Origin of the sequence: Flavobacterium noncentrifugens, assembly GCF_900100375.1 — a bacterium.
GTDB lineage: Bacteria > Bacteroidota > Bacteroidia > Flavobacteriales > Flavobacteriaceae > Flavobacterium > Flavobacterium noncentrifugens.
Genome location: NZ_FNEZ01000002.1, coordinates 148,692 through 163,331 on the forward strand (window position 1 = coordinate 148,692; position 14,640 = coordinate 163,331).

General features: G+C 43.5%; 7 protein-coding genes. 5 read left to right on the forward strand and 2 right to left on the reverse strand.

The window, feature by feature from the left end; all coding sequences use genetic code 11:
• The first annotated feature begins 69 nt into the window (after positions 1 to 69).
• The 3 genes from BLS32_RS05305 to BLS32_RS05320 all read left to right on the forward strand — a co-directional run bounded on the left by BLS32_RS05305 (position 70) and on the right by BLS32_RS05320 (position 5,051).
• Positions 70 to 1,347 (forward strand): hemolysin family protein, encoded by a 1,278-nt coding sequence (locus BLS32_RS05305; protein WP_091392668.1) that lies wholly within the window; start codon positions 70 to 72, stop codon positions 1,345 to 1,347.
• Positions 1,348 to 1,509: 162 nt separating this feature from the next.
• Complete coding sequence (obgE, locus tag BLS32_RS05310) at positions 1,510 to 2,511, forward strand: GTPase ObgE (protein WP_091392670.1); 1,002 nt, start codon at positions 1,510 to 1,512, stop codon at positions 2,509 to 2,511.
• A gap of 392 nt (positions 2,512 to 2,903) precedes the next feature.
• The gene (locus BLS32_RS05320; RefSeq protein ID WP_091392673.1) at positions 2,904 to 5,051 is read left to right on the forward strand and encodes a S46 family peptidase; all 2,148 of its coding nucleotides are present in this window, start codon (positions 2,904 to 2,906) and stop codon (positions 5,049 to 5,051) included.
• A 94-nt stretch (positions 5,052 to 5,145) separates the two neighbouring features.
• Here the strand turns inward: BLS32_RS05320 and BLS32_RS05325 are convergent, their stop codons facing one another.
• Positions 5,146 to 11,571, reverse strand: a complete 6,426-nt coding sequence (locus tag BLS32_RS05325) for a fibronectin type III domain-containing protein (protein WP_091392675.1) — start codon at positions 11,569 to 11,571, stop codon at positions 5,146 to 5,148.
• Between the two features lie 209 nt (positions 11,572 to 11,780).
• Here BLS32_RS05325 and BLS32_RS05330 point away from each other — a divergent pair, with 209 nt between their 5' ends.
• Positions 11,781 to 12,476 carry a tetratricopeptide repeat protein gene (locus BLS32_RS05330; protein ID WP_091392676.1) on the forward strand — a complete coding sequence of 232 codons (696 nt, stop codon included), beginning with the start codon at positions 11,781 to 11,783 and terminating at the stop codon, positions 12,474 to 12,476.
• Positions 12,477 to 12,544: 68 nt separating this feature from the next.
• On the forward strand, positions 12,545 to 13,903 hold the full coding sequence (locus BLS32_RS05335) for a UDP-N-acetylmuramate--L-alanine ligase (protein WP_091392678.1): 1,359 nt from the start codon (positions 12,545 to 12,547) through the stop codon (positions 13,901 to 13,903).
• Positions 13,904 to 14,028: 125 nt separating this feature from the next.
• Here BLS32_RS05335 and BLS32_RS05340 read toward each other — a convergent pair whose 3' ends face one another.
• A complete protein-coding gene (locus BLS32_RS05340) occupies positions 14,029 to 14,559 on the reverse strand; it encodes a DUF1287 domain-containing protein (protein ID WP_245699348.1) in 531 nt (176 codons plus the stop codon).
• Positions 14,560 to 14,640: the final 81 nt, after the last annotated feature.

Sequence of the window (14,640 nt, forward strand, 5' to 3'; positions counted from 1 at the left end):
CTCCGGGCTTTCCGCTGCCATCCGGGCTAAAACAACCGCCTCAAATTCGCGATTTGGCTCCGCACAATTATGGAAATACTGATAATATTTTTTCTGATCCTTCTCAACGGCGTGTTCTCGATGTCGGAAATCGCTCTGATCTCGGCGCGAAAAAACCGTCTCGAAAATGCTGCCAAAAAAGGCAACGCAAGCGCAATTGCCGCACTCGACCTGGCCAATTCGCCCAATAAATTTTTATCCACCGTGCAAATCGGGATTACGCTGATCGGAATCTTAACGGGTATCTTTTCGGGCGATAAAATTACAACCGATGTGAAGACTTTTGTAGAAGGTTTTGCTACGTTAAAACCGTATGCCGATTCGATCGCAGTCGGAATTGTAGTCGTCGTTTTAACCTTTTTCTCCTTGGTTCTCGGAGAATTGCTGCCAAAACGAATTGGATTGAACTATCCTGAAAAAATCGCAAAATCGGTCGCACTTCCCATGAAATGGATCTCGATCATTACCGCGCCATTTATTTGGCTTTTGACGATTTCGACCGAAGCCTTACTCAAAATATTAATGATCAAACCTTCAGCCGACGGAAAAGTCACTGAAGAAGAAATTAAGGCGATCATCAAAGAAGGCACAGAAGGCGGCGAAGTACAGGAAATTGAACAGGATATTGTAGAGCGCGTGTTTCACATTGGCGACCGAAAAGTGAATTCGTTGATGACTCACAGAAAATCAGTGGCCTATTTGCCAATCAGCGCAGACAAAAATCATGTCCGTGAATTGATGCTTGAAGAGTTGCATTCGATTTATCCGGTTTACGGCAAGAACCATGATGACATTTTAGGTGTTGTAAACCTTAAAAATATATTCGCGCATTTTAGTGAAGAAAATTTCAATCTCGAAAGAATTATGACCGAAGCGCCCTACATTATGGAGCAGACAACGGCGTATAAAGCACTCGAAAATTTTAAAAAATCAGGCGTGCATTATGCTTTGGTTTCGGATGAATACGGCGTTTTTCAGGGAATTATTACGTTAAATGATATTTTGGAAGCACTCGTTGGCGATGCTTCGGATTTTTATAAAGATGATTTTCAGTTGGTAGCGCGCGAAGACGGAACCTGGCTCGTTGACGGACATTATTCGCTGCACGATTTTCTAACTTATTTCGAGCTTGATGAACTCATTAATGATTATGAAGTTACAACCGTAAGCGGATTGATCATGACCGAATTGTCGCACATCCCGAAACAAGGCGAAAAACTCATCTGGCAAAATTTTGAACTCGAAGTGATTGACATGGACGGCGTGAAAATCGATAAAGTAATGGTAAAATCATTGCGGGAAAAGTAATTTTGTCGAAAGTCAAATGTCAAATGTCGAAAGCGCATGACTTGCGGAATAGCATCTGGCTAAAATTATAATTCAAATATAAAATAGATGCGATTTTAATTTTAAAAATTGCTTTTACGCAACTTATAAATCTGAAATCTGAAATCTGAAATCTAAAATATAATGACCGAAGGGAATTTTGTAGACTACGTAAAAATATATGTTTCTTCCGGAAAAGGAGGAAAAGGCTCGACACATTTGCACCGCGAAAAATTCATTGAAAAAGGTGGTCCCGATGGCGGCGATGGCGGACGTGGAGGACACGTGTACCTCGTTGGCAACAAAAGTCTATGGACCTTGTTTCACCTCAAATTTGCCAAACACGTCAAAGCAGGACACGGCGGTGATGGCGGCGGCGACAGAAGTTCAGGTGCAGACGGCGACGATAAATACATTGAAGTGCCGCTCGGAACAGTCGTTCGCGATAAAGACACCAATGAAATTCTGTTTGAAATCACCGAACATGAAGAGAAAAGAATCGTTGCGCTTGGCGGAAAAGGCGGACTCGGGAACTGGCATTTCAGAAGCTCGACAAACCAAACGCCCAGATATTCGCAGCCGGGTTTGCCGTCTGAAGAAAAAGACATGGTTCTGGAACTCAAAGTCCTTGCAGATGTTGGTTTGGTAGGTTTTCCAAATGCAGGAAAATCGACTTTGCTTTCAGTGCTGACATCGGCCAAACCAAAAATTGCAGATTATCCGTTTACGACCCTAAAACCAAATTTGGGAATTGTCGCTTACCGCGATTTTCAGTCGTTTGTAATTGCCGATATTCCGGGAATTATTGAAGGTGCGGCAGAAGGAAAAGGCCTTGGGCATTATTTCTTAAGACATATTGAAAGAAATTCAATCCTGTTATTTTTGATTCCGGCCGATGCCGACGATATCAAAAAAGAATATGAAATCCTGATCGATGAATTGCGCCGTTACAACCCCGAAATTCTGGATAAGGAACGCATGATCGTGATCTCCAAATGCGACATGCTCGATGAGGAACTAAAATCCGAGATGAAAATTCAATTGGACAAGGAATTTAAAGACATTCCGTATATGATGATTTCGTCTGTGGCACAGCAGGGTTTAACCGAATTGAAAGACAGTTTGTGGAAAATGCTGAACCAGTAGATTTGAGATTTAAGAATTACGATTTAAGAATTGTAGATATTAAGCACCTTCATTTGAAGGTGTTTTTTTTTTGTTACTAATCTCAACTTTCCAACTTTTTAACTTTTTAACTTTCGACTTTAATCTTCTCCGCGACAGCGATGGCAGCGGCATCCTTTTTTCCGTTTCTTTAAGGGAAAAAGATACAGCGGACAGCGCGGCCGTTCGCCAAAATCCAAAAAATAAGTTAAAAATCAACTACAACGTTTTAGTTTTCACTGCTAAAGGATTTGCCTTTTGTCGAAATGAATTATATTCGCACCGCTGAAAAGCACGTAAATTAAAGCACGATTTGTAACAAACCTCAACCTCTGCCGACTATTTACGCGATTAACTAACTTAATTTAAACAAAATGAAGAAAATTATTTTATTCTTGACCATGTGCCTCATGGCTTTTCCGGTAAAAGCCGACGAAGGAATGTGGTTTTTGATGTTCATTGAAAGGCTGAACCACCGAGACATGCAAAAAATGGGACTGCAGTTGACGGCTGAGGAAATTTACAGCATCAACCACCACAGTCTGAAAGATGCGATTGTGCAGTTTAACGGCGGTTGTACAGCAGAAATCGTTTCTAAAGAAGGTTTGGTTTTAACGAATCACCACTGCGGATACGACGCGATAGCGGAACTTTCTACAGCTGAGAAAAACTACCTTAAAAACGGGTATTGGGCGCCGGACAGAAAATCTGAACTGAAACCTTCAAGCCTTTATGTGCGTTTTTTCGTGCGTATGGATGATGTTTCAAAAAGGATTTTGGCCAAAGTGAACGATAAAATGTCCGAAGAAGAAAGAGGAAAAGCGATCCAGCAGGAAATGGCTGTGATTGAAAAGGAAAATAACGAAGGCGGAAAATATACCGTTTCTGTACGTCCTTTCTTCCAGGGAAATGAATATTATTACTTTGTATACCAGGATTTTAAAGATGTGCGTTTGGTGGGAACTCCGCCGGAAAGCATCGGAAAATTCGGTGGCGATACCGACAACTGGGAATGGCCGCGCCAGACTGGGGATTTCTCAATGTTTCGCGTATATGCTGACAAAGACGGGAATCCGGCTGAATATTCTGAAAATAATGTGCCGTTGCAGCCAAAGCATTATTTGCCTGTAAGTTTAAACGGTGTGAAAGAAAATGATTTCGCGATGATCTTAGGATATCCTGGAAGAACCAACCGTTGGATGCCGGCAAACGGAATCGAGCAAAATATCAAATATGCGTATCCTGCATGGGTTGAAGGTGCAAAAACAGGAATGGACCAGATGAAAAAGTATATGGATAAAGACGCGACGGTTCGTTTGGCGTATGCTTCCAAATATGCTTCGACTGCCAATTACTGGAAAAACCGCCAGGGAATGATCGATGCTTTGACTAAACACGGAACGGTAAAAACCAAAACGGACCAGGAAACTAAATTTAATACCTGGGCAAACAAGCCTGAAAATAAAGCGAAATACGGAAATGCTGTTGCGAACATCAATAAATATTACGCCATGACGAATGAAAAATCACGTCATGACAATTATTTGCAGCAAATGTTCCGTACGACTGCTTTTGCCGTCGTAAGCACGACACTTGGGAAATCCCTTGATGCATATGTGAAAGCAGACGAAGCGAAACGCAAGGAGATGTATCCGGAAATCATGAAAAGCGTTGAAGAAGGACAAAAAGAAATGTACCTTCCGGCTGAAAAAGATTTATTGGCGGCACAATTGAAATTATACGCAACCAAATCTACAGGTTATCCTGTTGCACCAATAGTTGAAAAATTGGCTAAAGAAAACAACAACGATTTTACGAAATATGCAAGTGATGCCATCGATAATAGTATTGTGGTTTCGCCTGCAAAAGTGAAAGCATTTTTAGATGCGCCAACACAGGAAAAATTAGACAATGATCCGTTATTGACTTTGTCTAAAGGTTTGATTGCACATATTGGCATGAAATCTCCGGAACTGGCACAGGCTCAAAACGATTTTGGGGCGGGTTTCAGATTGTTGGTAGATGGTTTGAGAGAATCTAAAATTGGTATGATCAAATACCCGGACGCCAATTCGACTTTGCGCCTGACTTACGGAAAAGTACGTGCTTTGCCAGCAGATAAAAGAAATGCTGACGCGAAAATCAACAACTACACGACCATGGAAAGCATGGTGAAAAAATACAAAAAAGGCGATGAGGAATTTGACCTTCCGGTGAAATTGATCGAAATGAACAAAGCCAAAGATTATGGGCGTTATGCTGATAAAGCTGGATATATGCCAATTAATTTCCTCACCGACAATGACATTACAGGCGGGAATTCAGGTTCTCCGGTATTGAACGGAAAAGGCGAACTGATCGGGATTGCGTTTGACGGAAACATCGAAGCGATGGCTGGTGACGTAATCTTCGATCCGGCTTTGCAAAGAACCATCAACGTAGACATTCGCTATGTGTTATGGATCATCGACAAGCTTTCAGGAGCGAAACACATTGTTGACGAAATGACGATTGCGAAATAATCATTTCTGACTGAAATAGAAAATCCGGGTTGTGATGCAGCCCGGATTTTTGTTTTTTATTCGAATCAGATTCACTTCTATAAAATATTTTCTATTATTTATTCATAAGTTTTTTCGAAACCGTATTGCCGTTTTCAAGTTTGATTGTAGTCAGATAAATTCCGGTTGCATGCACAAAGTCATTTTCAAATGTTTTTACTTGCTTGTTCGGATTGTAAGTAGCGATTAGCTTCCCATTTGTATCATAAACCTGAACCAAAGCAATAACATCTGAAGCCGAAATGTGCAATTTGCTGTTGTTGATAAATGCAACAAGATCAGTTGATTCAAGTTCTGGTAAGCCCAAAGCCTGATCTTTGTAAATCAATACAAAACGGTCGTTGAAATTCCCAACCAAAGACTGGAATTCATACGGACTCGCCTTAAGATCATGAATAAGATGCAATTGATCGTCCTCAAGGTAAATGTTCTGAAATTCGAACAATCCGTCCAAATGGTCAATCCGGATCGTATAAAGGTCGGCTGTACCGGCTGTAAAGCCAATTTGTACCCGGTCATTATCATCAAAAGGCATTGGTCTTCCCTGGATCACGAGCGTTTTTTGCGCTGCCATCGAATAGAATGTGGTATTGTTGAGGTCGCTGTTCAGCAAACTGTCAAATCCCCAATCGAGATCGGCCGTTGCTTCTGGCGTATATCCAACAAGGATTTGATTGAAACTGCCTTGCTGGTTTGTCAGATCCAGCCAGATCCTGTGCTTCTCAGGCTCGGTTTCGTTGTTTTTGAAAAAAGTACTGTTGTTTCCGGCCGTTCGCATCGCATTTGTAAAAAGCGCATTTCTGGAAACGCTACGGCTTCTTACGAAAAAAGATTGTCCCGAAGCGATAAATCCATTTGGTGCAACTCCGCCAGAACCAGCAGCTCCCGCAAATCCGGTACCTGTTGATCCAAGCAGGTTCCACGTCGCATAATCAGACTGGCTGTATGCATAAAGCGTTCTGTTTGGATAAAACGGATCGGCAACGTTCAGTGTTACCGGTGTGTTGTGTGTCCAGAAATACATGGTTCCATCGATTAAGGCACGGTTGTTTGGCAGGTTCAGGAAAGCCGTGGCATTTACGCTTGACGGATATGGATTTCCCAAAAGATTGAATTTATCAGATTCGACAGCGGCGCCTAAATTTCCAAAACCGATCGGGCAAGAAATGTCACCGTTGTTGAATGTCCCGATAAAGTTTGCCGTGTAATTCCATCGCGGGTCAGTTGCAAAATACGGAAAACTCTGTGGTGCGCGTAAGATGTATCCTCTTCTAGGATCCATGATCGTTGCAGATGTTTCCGGCGACCAAACACCGGCATTGCCACCTACTGTTGGATTCCAGCTAAAATATTTGTCAAACCTCGTGTCAGGCGAAAGCATTCCCAATGTGTAGTTTGATGCCTGGGTCAGGGGCGAACTCCAATACGTATAATCGAACGCATATATTGGTTTTGTAATGCGCTCCATATTCATGATCCCGGCATTTTGCGTGCTATTGATTTGTACCAATGAAGCCGAATCTTTGATCAGAAGCTGCCCGCCGGTATTTACGGTAACGGCATCAGTGACAGTAATAGAGTTAGACGGATTTATGGTTAATTTGCCTCCGTTGAGAATTTTAAGGTTATAGGCCAGCGCATTGTAATTTATTCCTCCGATAACAGGGTTCGCGTCTGTACTGGAAATCACTACGCAATCTGTTGCTGAAGGAATTCCGTTTGGAGTCCAGTTTGCGCCATTCGCCCAATCCGGAGAAGCACCGCCCCATGATTTGATGACCACAGAAGCTGTTCCTGTATTGTTTATCGCAAGGCCTGAACAACCGGAATCACTAACAGAAGTCACGGTGTAAGTTGTTGTAGCTGAAGGCGAAATGAAAAATTCGTACGGACTTGCAGTGATTCCGTTCACGGTAACAGGAGTGATGCCGTCGGTGTAGGTTAAATTCCACGGTGGCGTTCCGGTAAGCGCGATGCTCACTTTTGCACCTGTTGGCGAACAGGCAGATCCGCTTCCTGTTACTACAGATGTTGGTCCGGTAATAACGAAATCTGTCGCAGTCCTTACCGTTGGTGTTTCTGAACATGCAGCATAGAAAGTTGTTGTGCCCGGTGTATTCGTATTGGTAATCCCTGATCCGGTAACACCTACAGGGTTAAACGGCGTTCCGGTTGCGATTGGATTTCCGCCTGTTGCAGCAGTATACCATTGAATTACGCCGTCATTATAAGTCGTTACAGATCCTCCGGTTGGGCCTGAAATATTCCACTGGAAGGTATCAGTAATGCTTATGTTGTTGCTTGACCAAACGGTTGAAACCAGTGTGTAAGTTATACCAGCTGTTAATGTTGCAGTCATCAACGCTTCCAGGCTACTGTCGCCGCCACCATCATCATCTCCCACAATCCAGGTTCCGCCGCAGGTTCCGGGCGTGAATGGCTGAACAACGATATAACCCATTCCGTCATAACCGGTATTGGGCTGCATAATGAAAGTGTAGCTTCCGGTAACGCTTACCTGAAAATCCATAGTTGTATAATTGGAAGTTACCGTAGAAAATGAACAAGTTGGAGAGTTGCTCATGAATGTAATGGGACGGTTTGCAATTTGATCTGTACCAGCATTCCAGCCTCCAATTATAGTTGTTCCAACTGTGGTTCCTACGGTACAACTTGCGGTCGCGCTTATTGTAGATGTTCCACCTTGACAAACAGATGTAGGCGTGGTTACTGGCGGTGCGGTATTAGTAGAGAAAGTAAGTGGGCCAATCCATACGCCTGTACCTGTTCCACCGCAATTCGAACGAATCCACACATTATAGAAAGTCCCGCCTGTTAATGGAGAAAGTGTCACGGTTGTAGTCGTTGAACTTGCTGTTGTTGCAGTTGCTGGTCCTGGAACGACACCTGATGAACTGTAATAAATGTCATAACCATTTGCAGGTGTTGGCGATGCGGCCGTCCAAGCCAGGGCAGCGTTTGTAATTCCAATGGCTGTTGTAGTGATATTTGAAGGGTTTCCACTACAGGGCAATGCCAGAACAGTGAAGGTATAATCTTCGGTTTCACTCACGTTGACATTTGCACAGGCACTTGGATTTGTCCCGTTTCCGCCTCTGATACGCATTCTGTGGTCGCCGACTAAAGCGGAACCGGGAACGGTGATGGTTCCGGTAGCACCTGAAACGGTGACGCCAGATTGGTATACTTTCTCGCCAATATCGTTAAAATCCATATCATTATTCCAGTCAATCCAGATGTTAAACCCGAAGTTTCCGCCTGTAAACGCCGTAGAGAAATTAACAGAAGCATAAGGTTGCTGGCTTACACTCATCGCAGTATAATTGGTGTAACCGCCGGCAGTATATCCCGAAGTGTTTGCAATATTTGCGGTACCGCCGGTTGTTGTAAAGTTGCTTATATATTTTGTATTTGTCGTGTTCGCTGTCGCAGAACAATAGCCTGTATAAAAGGAATTGGGTGTCGACCATTCGCTAAAATCACCGCCGGCGCAATCGCTTCTCACATAAACATAATAGGTTGTATTTGCAGTCAGCCCGATAACATTTGCTGATAATGCTGTAACCGGTGTTCCAGCTCCTGTAGGTACTGTGGCAGATGTGGAAACGACATATTGATATCCATTTGCAGGGACAATTGATGCAGCAGCCCAGTTGATAGTTGCCGAAGTGGCGTAGACAGGCCCTGCATCTTTTAAATTAGGGGCCAAACAAGTGGGAGTACGCTTTACGACCAGATGATCGAGGTAACAGTTGTATCCATATTCGGAATGAAATTTCAGGCCGATATATAAAAGCGGTTGGTTTCCGGCTCCTGCAGGCAACGTAACCACTTTTCTGCTCCATTCCCCAGCTGCTGCGGCACTTGCATTCTGGCGTGGGAAAAAAGTGCTGTTGTTCCATGTGGTTCCATTGGTAGACCATTGTACCATAGCCCCTTCGTTCAGGTAATTGCCCGTGTTGTAATCCAGGCCGTTCATCTGAAACCAGTCAAATTCTACATCGATGCTGGCGGTGCCGGTTGTAACCAATGGGGCGCTTCTAAAACGCTCCTCAGATCCTGCGCCGCCATTATTGTCATTATAAGAAGCATATTTCAAAAAGTAAGCGCCTTCATTTGCTGACGCAGATACATTGCCTGAATTCGCTACGAATGAAATTTTTGATGCCGTTTGAACGGCGACATTGGTAACGATCGTACATAAAGGTAAAGTTGTGGAGTTAAAACCTTCGGTATAAGTAAGCGGTAGTGGCGCACAGTTTGTTGTGGTGTTTGCGCTAACCCAGGCACTGTCGCATCCGTTTGAAGCCTTCACGCGATAATAATATATCGTTCCTGAACCCAATCCTGATATATTTATCGTAGTCGTTGGCGCGCTTATCGCAAATGGTGAGCCTGTAACGTTTGCAGAATATCCGGTATCCGTTGTAACCTGTATTGAATAAGTAATGGCTGCGGCAGATCCGCCAGTCGGCGCAGCCCAAGTCAATGTAAATCCGGAAGTCGTAGTTGCTGAAACCCCAACGCTGTTTGCAACAGCCGGGCAAGTTGTCATATTTCCAGTTAACGCACCTAAATTATTATACAATGGACCGCCTGAACAATTTGTATTGTTATAGGCATAAATGAAATAATAATAGGGGGTATTGCCAATCAATCCAGTATTTGAGATGGTTGTTGAAGTTCCGGTCTGGATGAAAGTCAGTCCTGTCCCTAATGTGCCAATATTCCCGGCAGAATATATAGTTCCATTAGCGGGCTGGCTTGGAGCGGTGCTGCTAAGCGAGCGTATCACAAGATAGCTGTTTGCAGTTCCTGAAAATGTTGCGGCTACACTAGTGCTTGTAATTGTCCCGGGTGAAAATACAGTTGCTTTCGCTGGAGCCACACAAGTTAGTGTGGTGTTGCCGCTAGACCAAGCGCTGTTGCAGCCGTTTGAAGCCCTGACGCGATAGTAATATATTTGTCCGGAAGTGAGCCCTGTAACAGATAGTGTTGTTACCGGCGCGGCTATTGTAAAAGGCGAACCTGTTACGTTAGTAGCATATCCGGGATCTGTTGTTACTTGTAATGTATAGGTAATGCCTGCAGCAGATCCGCCGGTTGGTGCTGCCCAATTTACCGAAAATCCTGTAGCCGTAGTTCCGGTAACCGCAACACTGTTTACAACAGCTGGACAAGTCACCACATTTCCTGTCAATGGGCCTGCAGTATTGTAGGCCGGGCCTCCAGAACATAAAGTATTGTTGTAAGCATAAACAAAATAATAAAATTGTGTGTTTCCTGCAAGCGCTGATTCTACAAAGCTCAACGCGGTGCCGGTTTGAATGAATGTGAAGCCAGTGCCGAGAGTTGCAATATTTGCCGCTGAGTAAATTGTGCCATTTGCTGGCTGGGATGGCGGTGTGCTTGTCAGCGAACGAACAACAAGATATCCGTTTGCCGAAGAACTGGTAAATGATCCTCCAGCCGTTGAAGAAGTGGCCGTTACAGGCGCGAAAACTGTAGCTTGTGATGGTGCTACACATGCAGATACGGTGACGCAACTTACCGCTGCAATCCAACCTGCAAGGTTGTTACTGACGTCGGATCTAAAACGGATCGTGATTGCCCCACTTGCGTCAGATGATGTAATCGTTCCTGGGCTTGTAGTTCCATAAAAAGATCCAGCTGGTGTAAGCGTTCCGCTGCCTGCGGGTAAGCCAGAAGAAATCAACGGAAAAGCTGTGGAGGGCCCATTATAGATAAGCATTCCATCATAAGCTTCTGTTGTAAATGAACTGAAAACCAATTGTACTTTGTTTGTCCCAACGCTTGGTGTAAATGTTATGGTGTAATCTTGTGAAACACTATAAGTATCACTCGAACCACCGGCATCCGTAAAGTTGTATGTTGTCCCGCAGTTAACGGTTTGTGAGCAGTTTGAAATTGCAGGGATCAGCAAATTATTACCCGCAGTTGCCGATGTCCAGGAAATGTCATCAATAAACCGATTCTGTGCACCGGTTGGTCTGGTATCAATAATTCTAACGTAAACATTTGTAAGACCTAATGCACCAAGATTGACTGAAAATTGTTGGTATGTGGCAGTTGGGGTAGTCGTTGCGCCTCTGGAAGTCCAAAAAGCACCATCTGGCGATGTTTCCAAAGTGAAAGAGTGGGTGGCAGTATTCGTATTTCCCCGATACCAAAAAGAAAAAATTCCTGGAGTTGCAATTTGGGGCGTTCTAATAAATTCGCCAGTAGCATCAAACAACAGACCGTTATTTCCCGTTCTAGGATTTGTCGTAGTGTAAGTAACACCGCTGTTTTGCCATGTTCCCCCAGAGGTTGGCAAAGTCGTACTAAAGCTTTCAAAAAACTGATAGTTAGAACATTGTGCATTTGCTAAGGTCAAAGTAAAGAGCAACGACAATATGAAAAACAAAAACGTTTTTTGTGTGTGGTAGTTTTCTTTCATGGGGTTATAAAAAAAGTATTTTTCAAAAATAATAGATTATTACATATAATCGACAAAAAGTGTCAAATTGTCGCTTAAATACGTGTAATTTTATGGAATGAATTATAAAAAATATAAAACTATATGAAATATGTTGTTAATTTGAATAAAAAATCATTATATAATTTATAAAAACAATAATGCTATTTTTGAAGTTCCAGATTTGAAATATGAAATACGTGTATTTGGTTTTTTTATTCGTTTGTGTTTCGACATTCGCGCAACAATCGTTTGTAGATGCTGAGAAACAATTCTATTCCGGGAATTACATCCAGGCGCAGCCGTTGTTTGAACAATTTCTAAAAGAAAACCCGAAACATCTTAAAGCAATCGAATATCTGGGCGACATCCAAAGCCATTTGGGAAATTGGGAAAAAGCCAGTTTTTACTATCAAAAATTAAAATCGGCGAAGCCAAATTCAGCAAATTACCAATACAAATATGGCGGCGCGCTTGCGATGTTGGCCCAAAACACCAATAAATTCAAAGCTTTAACCTTGATCAGCGATATTGAATCGGCTTTTTTGCAGGCGGTTAAATCAGATCCAAACCACATCGAAGCCCATTGGGCACTCATTGAATATTACCTGCAATTGCCGGGAATTTTTGGCGGGAGCGAACGCAAGGCGACTATATATGCCAATGCACTTTCAAAGATTTCACCGGTCGACGGCTATCTCGCCAAAGGCTGTATCGCCGAATATTTCGAGCGCTACACCATTGCAGAAGGCTATTATAAAAAAGCGATTGCCATCGGAAATTCCAAAACGACTTATCAAAAACTGGCCGACCTATATAAAAACAAGCTTCACCAACCCGAAAAAGCCAAACAGGTCATGGACGCTTTTGCATCAAAAGGCTCATAAAAACAACCCGTTTTCTTCAAAGTTTTTATGTATTTTTGGCTGCGGAACCAAATCCTAAAATCACATTTATGCGCACCCATTTTATCGCAATCGGCGGCAGCGCCATGCACAATCTCGCACTGGCATTACACAACAAAGGCTATCAGGTAACCGGCAGCGACGACGCCATTTTTGAGCCTTCAAAAACACGTTTGCAAAAAAAAGGCTTGCTACCCGAAGAAATGGGCTGGTTTCCCCAAAAGATCACTTCAGATATCAAAGCGGTAATCCTCGGAATGCATGCCAAAGCCGACAATCCGGAACTGCTTAAAGCCCAGGAACTCGGACTTAAAATTTATTCCTATCCAGAATTTCTATACGAACAATCCAAAAATAAAACCCGCGTCGTCATCGGCGGATCGCACGGAAAAACGACGATCACGTCAATGATCCTGCATGTCATGCATTTTCACAACATCGAAGTCGATTACATGGTGGGCGCACAGCTCGAAGGTTTCGATACGATGGTTCATCTTACAGAAACCAACGATTTTATCATACTCGAAGGCGACGAATATTTGTCCTCACCCATGGACCGCCGTCCAAAATTTCACCTGTATCAACCCAATATCGCACTGATTTCCGGAATTGCCTGGGATCATATTAACGTGTTTCCAACGTATGAAAATTACGTCGAACAATTCGAAACGTTCATTAAATTGATTACAAACGGCGGAATATTGGTGTACAACGAAGACGATGCCGAGGTCAAGCGCGTCGCCGAGGTCGCAACAAATCCAATCCGGAAATTGCCGTATACCACGCCAAAATATTCCGTTGAAAACGGCATTACGTTGCTTGAAACGCCCGAAGGTCCAATGCCAATCGAAATTTTTGGCGCGCACAATCTAAACAACCTCGCCGGCGCCAAATGGATTTGCCAGAACATGGGCGTGGACGAAGCCGATTTTTACGAAGCCATCGCCAGTTTCAAAGGCGCATCCAAACGACTCGAAAAAATCGCTGAAAATAAAAACAACGTCGCATACAAAGATTTCGCGCATTCGCCAAGCAAAGTTTCCGCTACGACAAAAGCCGTCAAGGAACAATATCCCGACCGCATCTTGATCGCATGCCTTGAATTGCACACGTATAGCAGCCTGAATCCCGAGTTTCTCAAAGAATACGAAGGCGCGCTCGATGCCGCCGATGTTGCCGTGGTTTTTTATTCGCCCGACGCGGTAAAAATCAAACAACTAGACGAAATTACGGCTGAGCAAATTGGGAAAGCATTCAACCGCAAAGACCTGATCATTTACACAAATCCCGCGGCGTTCAAGGAATATTTGTTCCATTTAAAATACGACACCAAAGGCATTGCACTGCTTTTGATGAGCTCGGGAAATTATGGCGGACTCAATTTTGATGAGATCAAAACGCTGATTTAGGAGCACGGCATTTGAGCAATAACGAACAACTTTCCTGCTGTTCGCTTTATCTTTTTCGGCAAAAGCCTCAAAAGGATGCCGCTTCCATCAGGGCTAAACCGCAGCTTTTCTGTTCCAGTTCGTGTTTATTTAGCGTAACGATAATGCCCCGTAACCGGATAGTTGAAAAGACAGTCTTCGAGAACCTGTCCGGCACCTACATTGTGCACGATCAGGTTCCGTTTGCCATCCGCAGATTTCAGATGCGTGACAACCCCGATGTGCGGCAATTTGGCATTGATCATCCACGTCACCAGATCGCCGGTTTTATAAGCTGCCGCCTGGTTTGAAATGCCAAGGCTTTGTCCTTTTCGGGTAAAAAATACCTGCAAGTTCGGCACGCGGCGGTGGTCGATATTCGTATCGGTCGATTTTAGTCCCCATATTTTCGGATACAAATGAAAATGGCGCTTCATGTCTTCGTGCACTTCTTTTTGCAGATCGACGCCGGTTTTGCGATAAGCGCGAATCACAACATCTGTGCAAACACCGCTTGTCGGCGGCACATCGCCATTTGGGTACGGAATCGAAAAATATTTCGGATCGTATTTTACCGCATTTTTTGTTAGCGCAATTGCCGCATCCGAAAGCTGCTGTGAAAAATTTTTGACTGTCATTTTTGAAGAAAAAACAACAAATGCCGCGAGAATCAATGCCGATTTCATATTTTAGTATTTGAAACTTAAACGCGGCAATCG

What these genes read in the sequence shown, in the direction of transcription:
- BLS32_RS05325 (WP_091392675.1), bottom strand. Translation starts at nt 11,571, where the DNA reads ATGAAAGAAAACTACCACACACAAAAAACGTTTTTGTTTTTCATATTG.
- BLS32_RS05330 (WP_091392676.1), top strand. Translation starts at nt 11,781, where the DNA reads ATGAAATACGTGTATTTGGTTTTTTTATTCGTTTGTGTTTCGACATTC.
- BLS32_RS05335 (WP_091392678.1), top strand. Translation starts at nt 12,545, where the DNA reads ATGCGCACCCATTTTATCGCAATCGGCGGCAGCGCCATGCACAATCTC.
- obgE (WP_091392670.1), top strand. Translation starts at nt 1,510, where the DNA reads ATGACCGAAGGGAATTTTGTAGACTACGTAAAAATATATGTTTCTTCC.
- BLS32_RS05305 (WP_091392668.1), top strand. Translation starts at nt 70, where the DNA reads ATGGAAATACTGATAATATTTTTTCTGATCCTTCTCAACGGCGTGTTC.
- BLS32_RS05340 (WP_245699348.1), bottom strand. Translation starts at nt 14,559, where the DNA reads ATGACAGTCAAAAATTTTTCACAGCAGCTTTCGGATGCGGCAATTGCG.
- BLS32_RS05320 (WP_091392673.1), top strand. Translation starts at nt 2,904, where the DNA reads ATGAAGAAAATTATTTTATTCTTGACCATGTGCCTCATGGCTTTTCCG.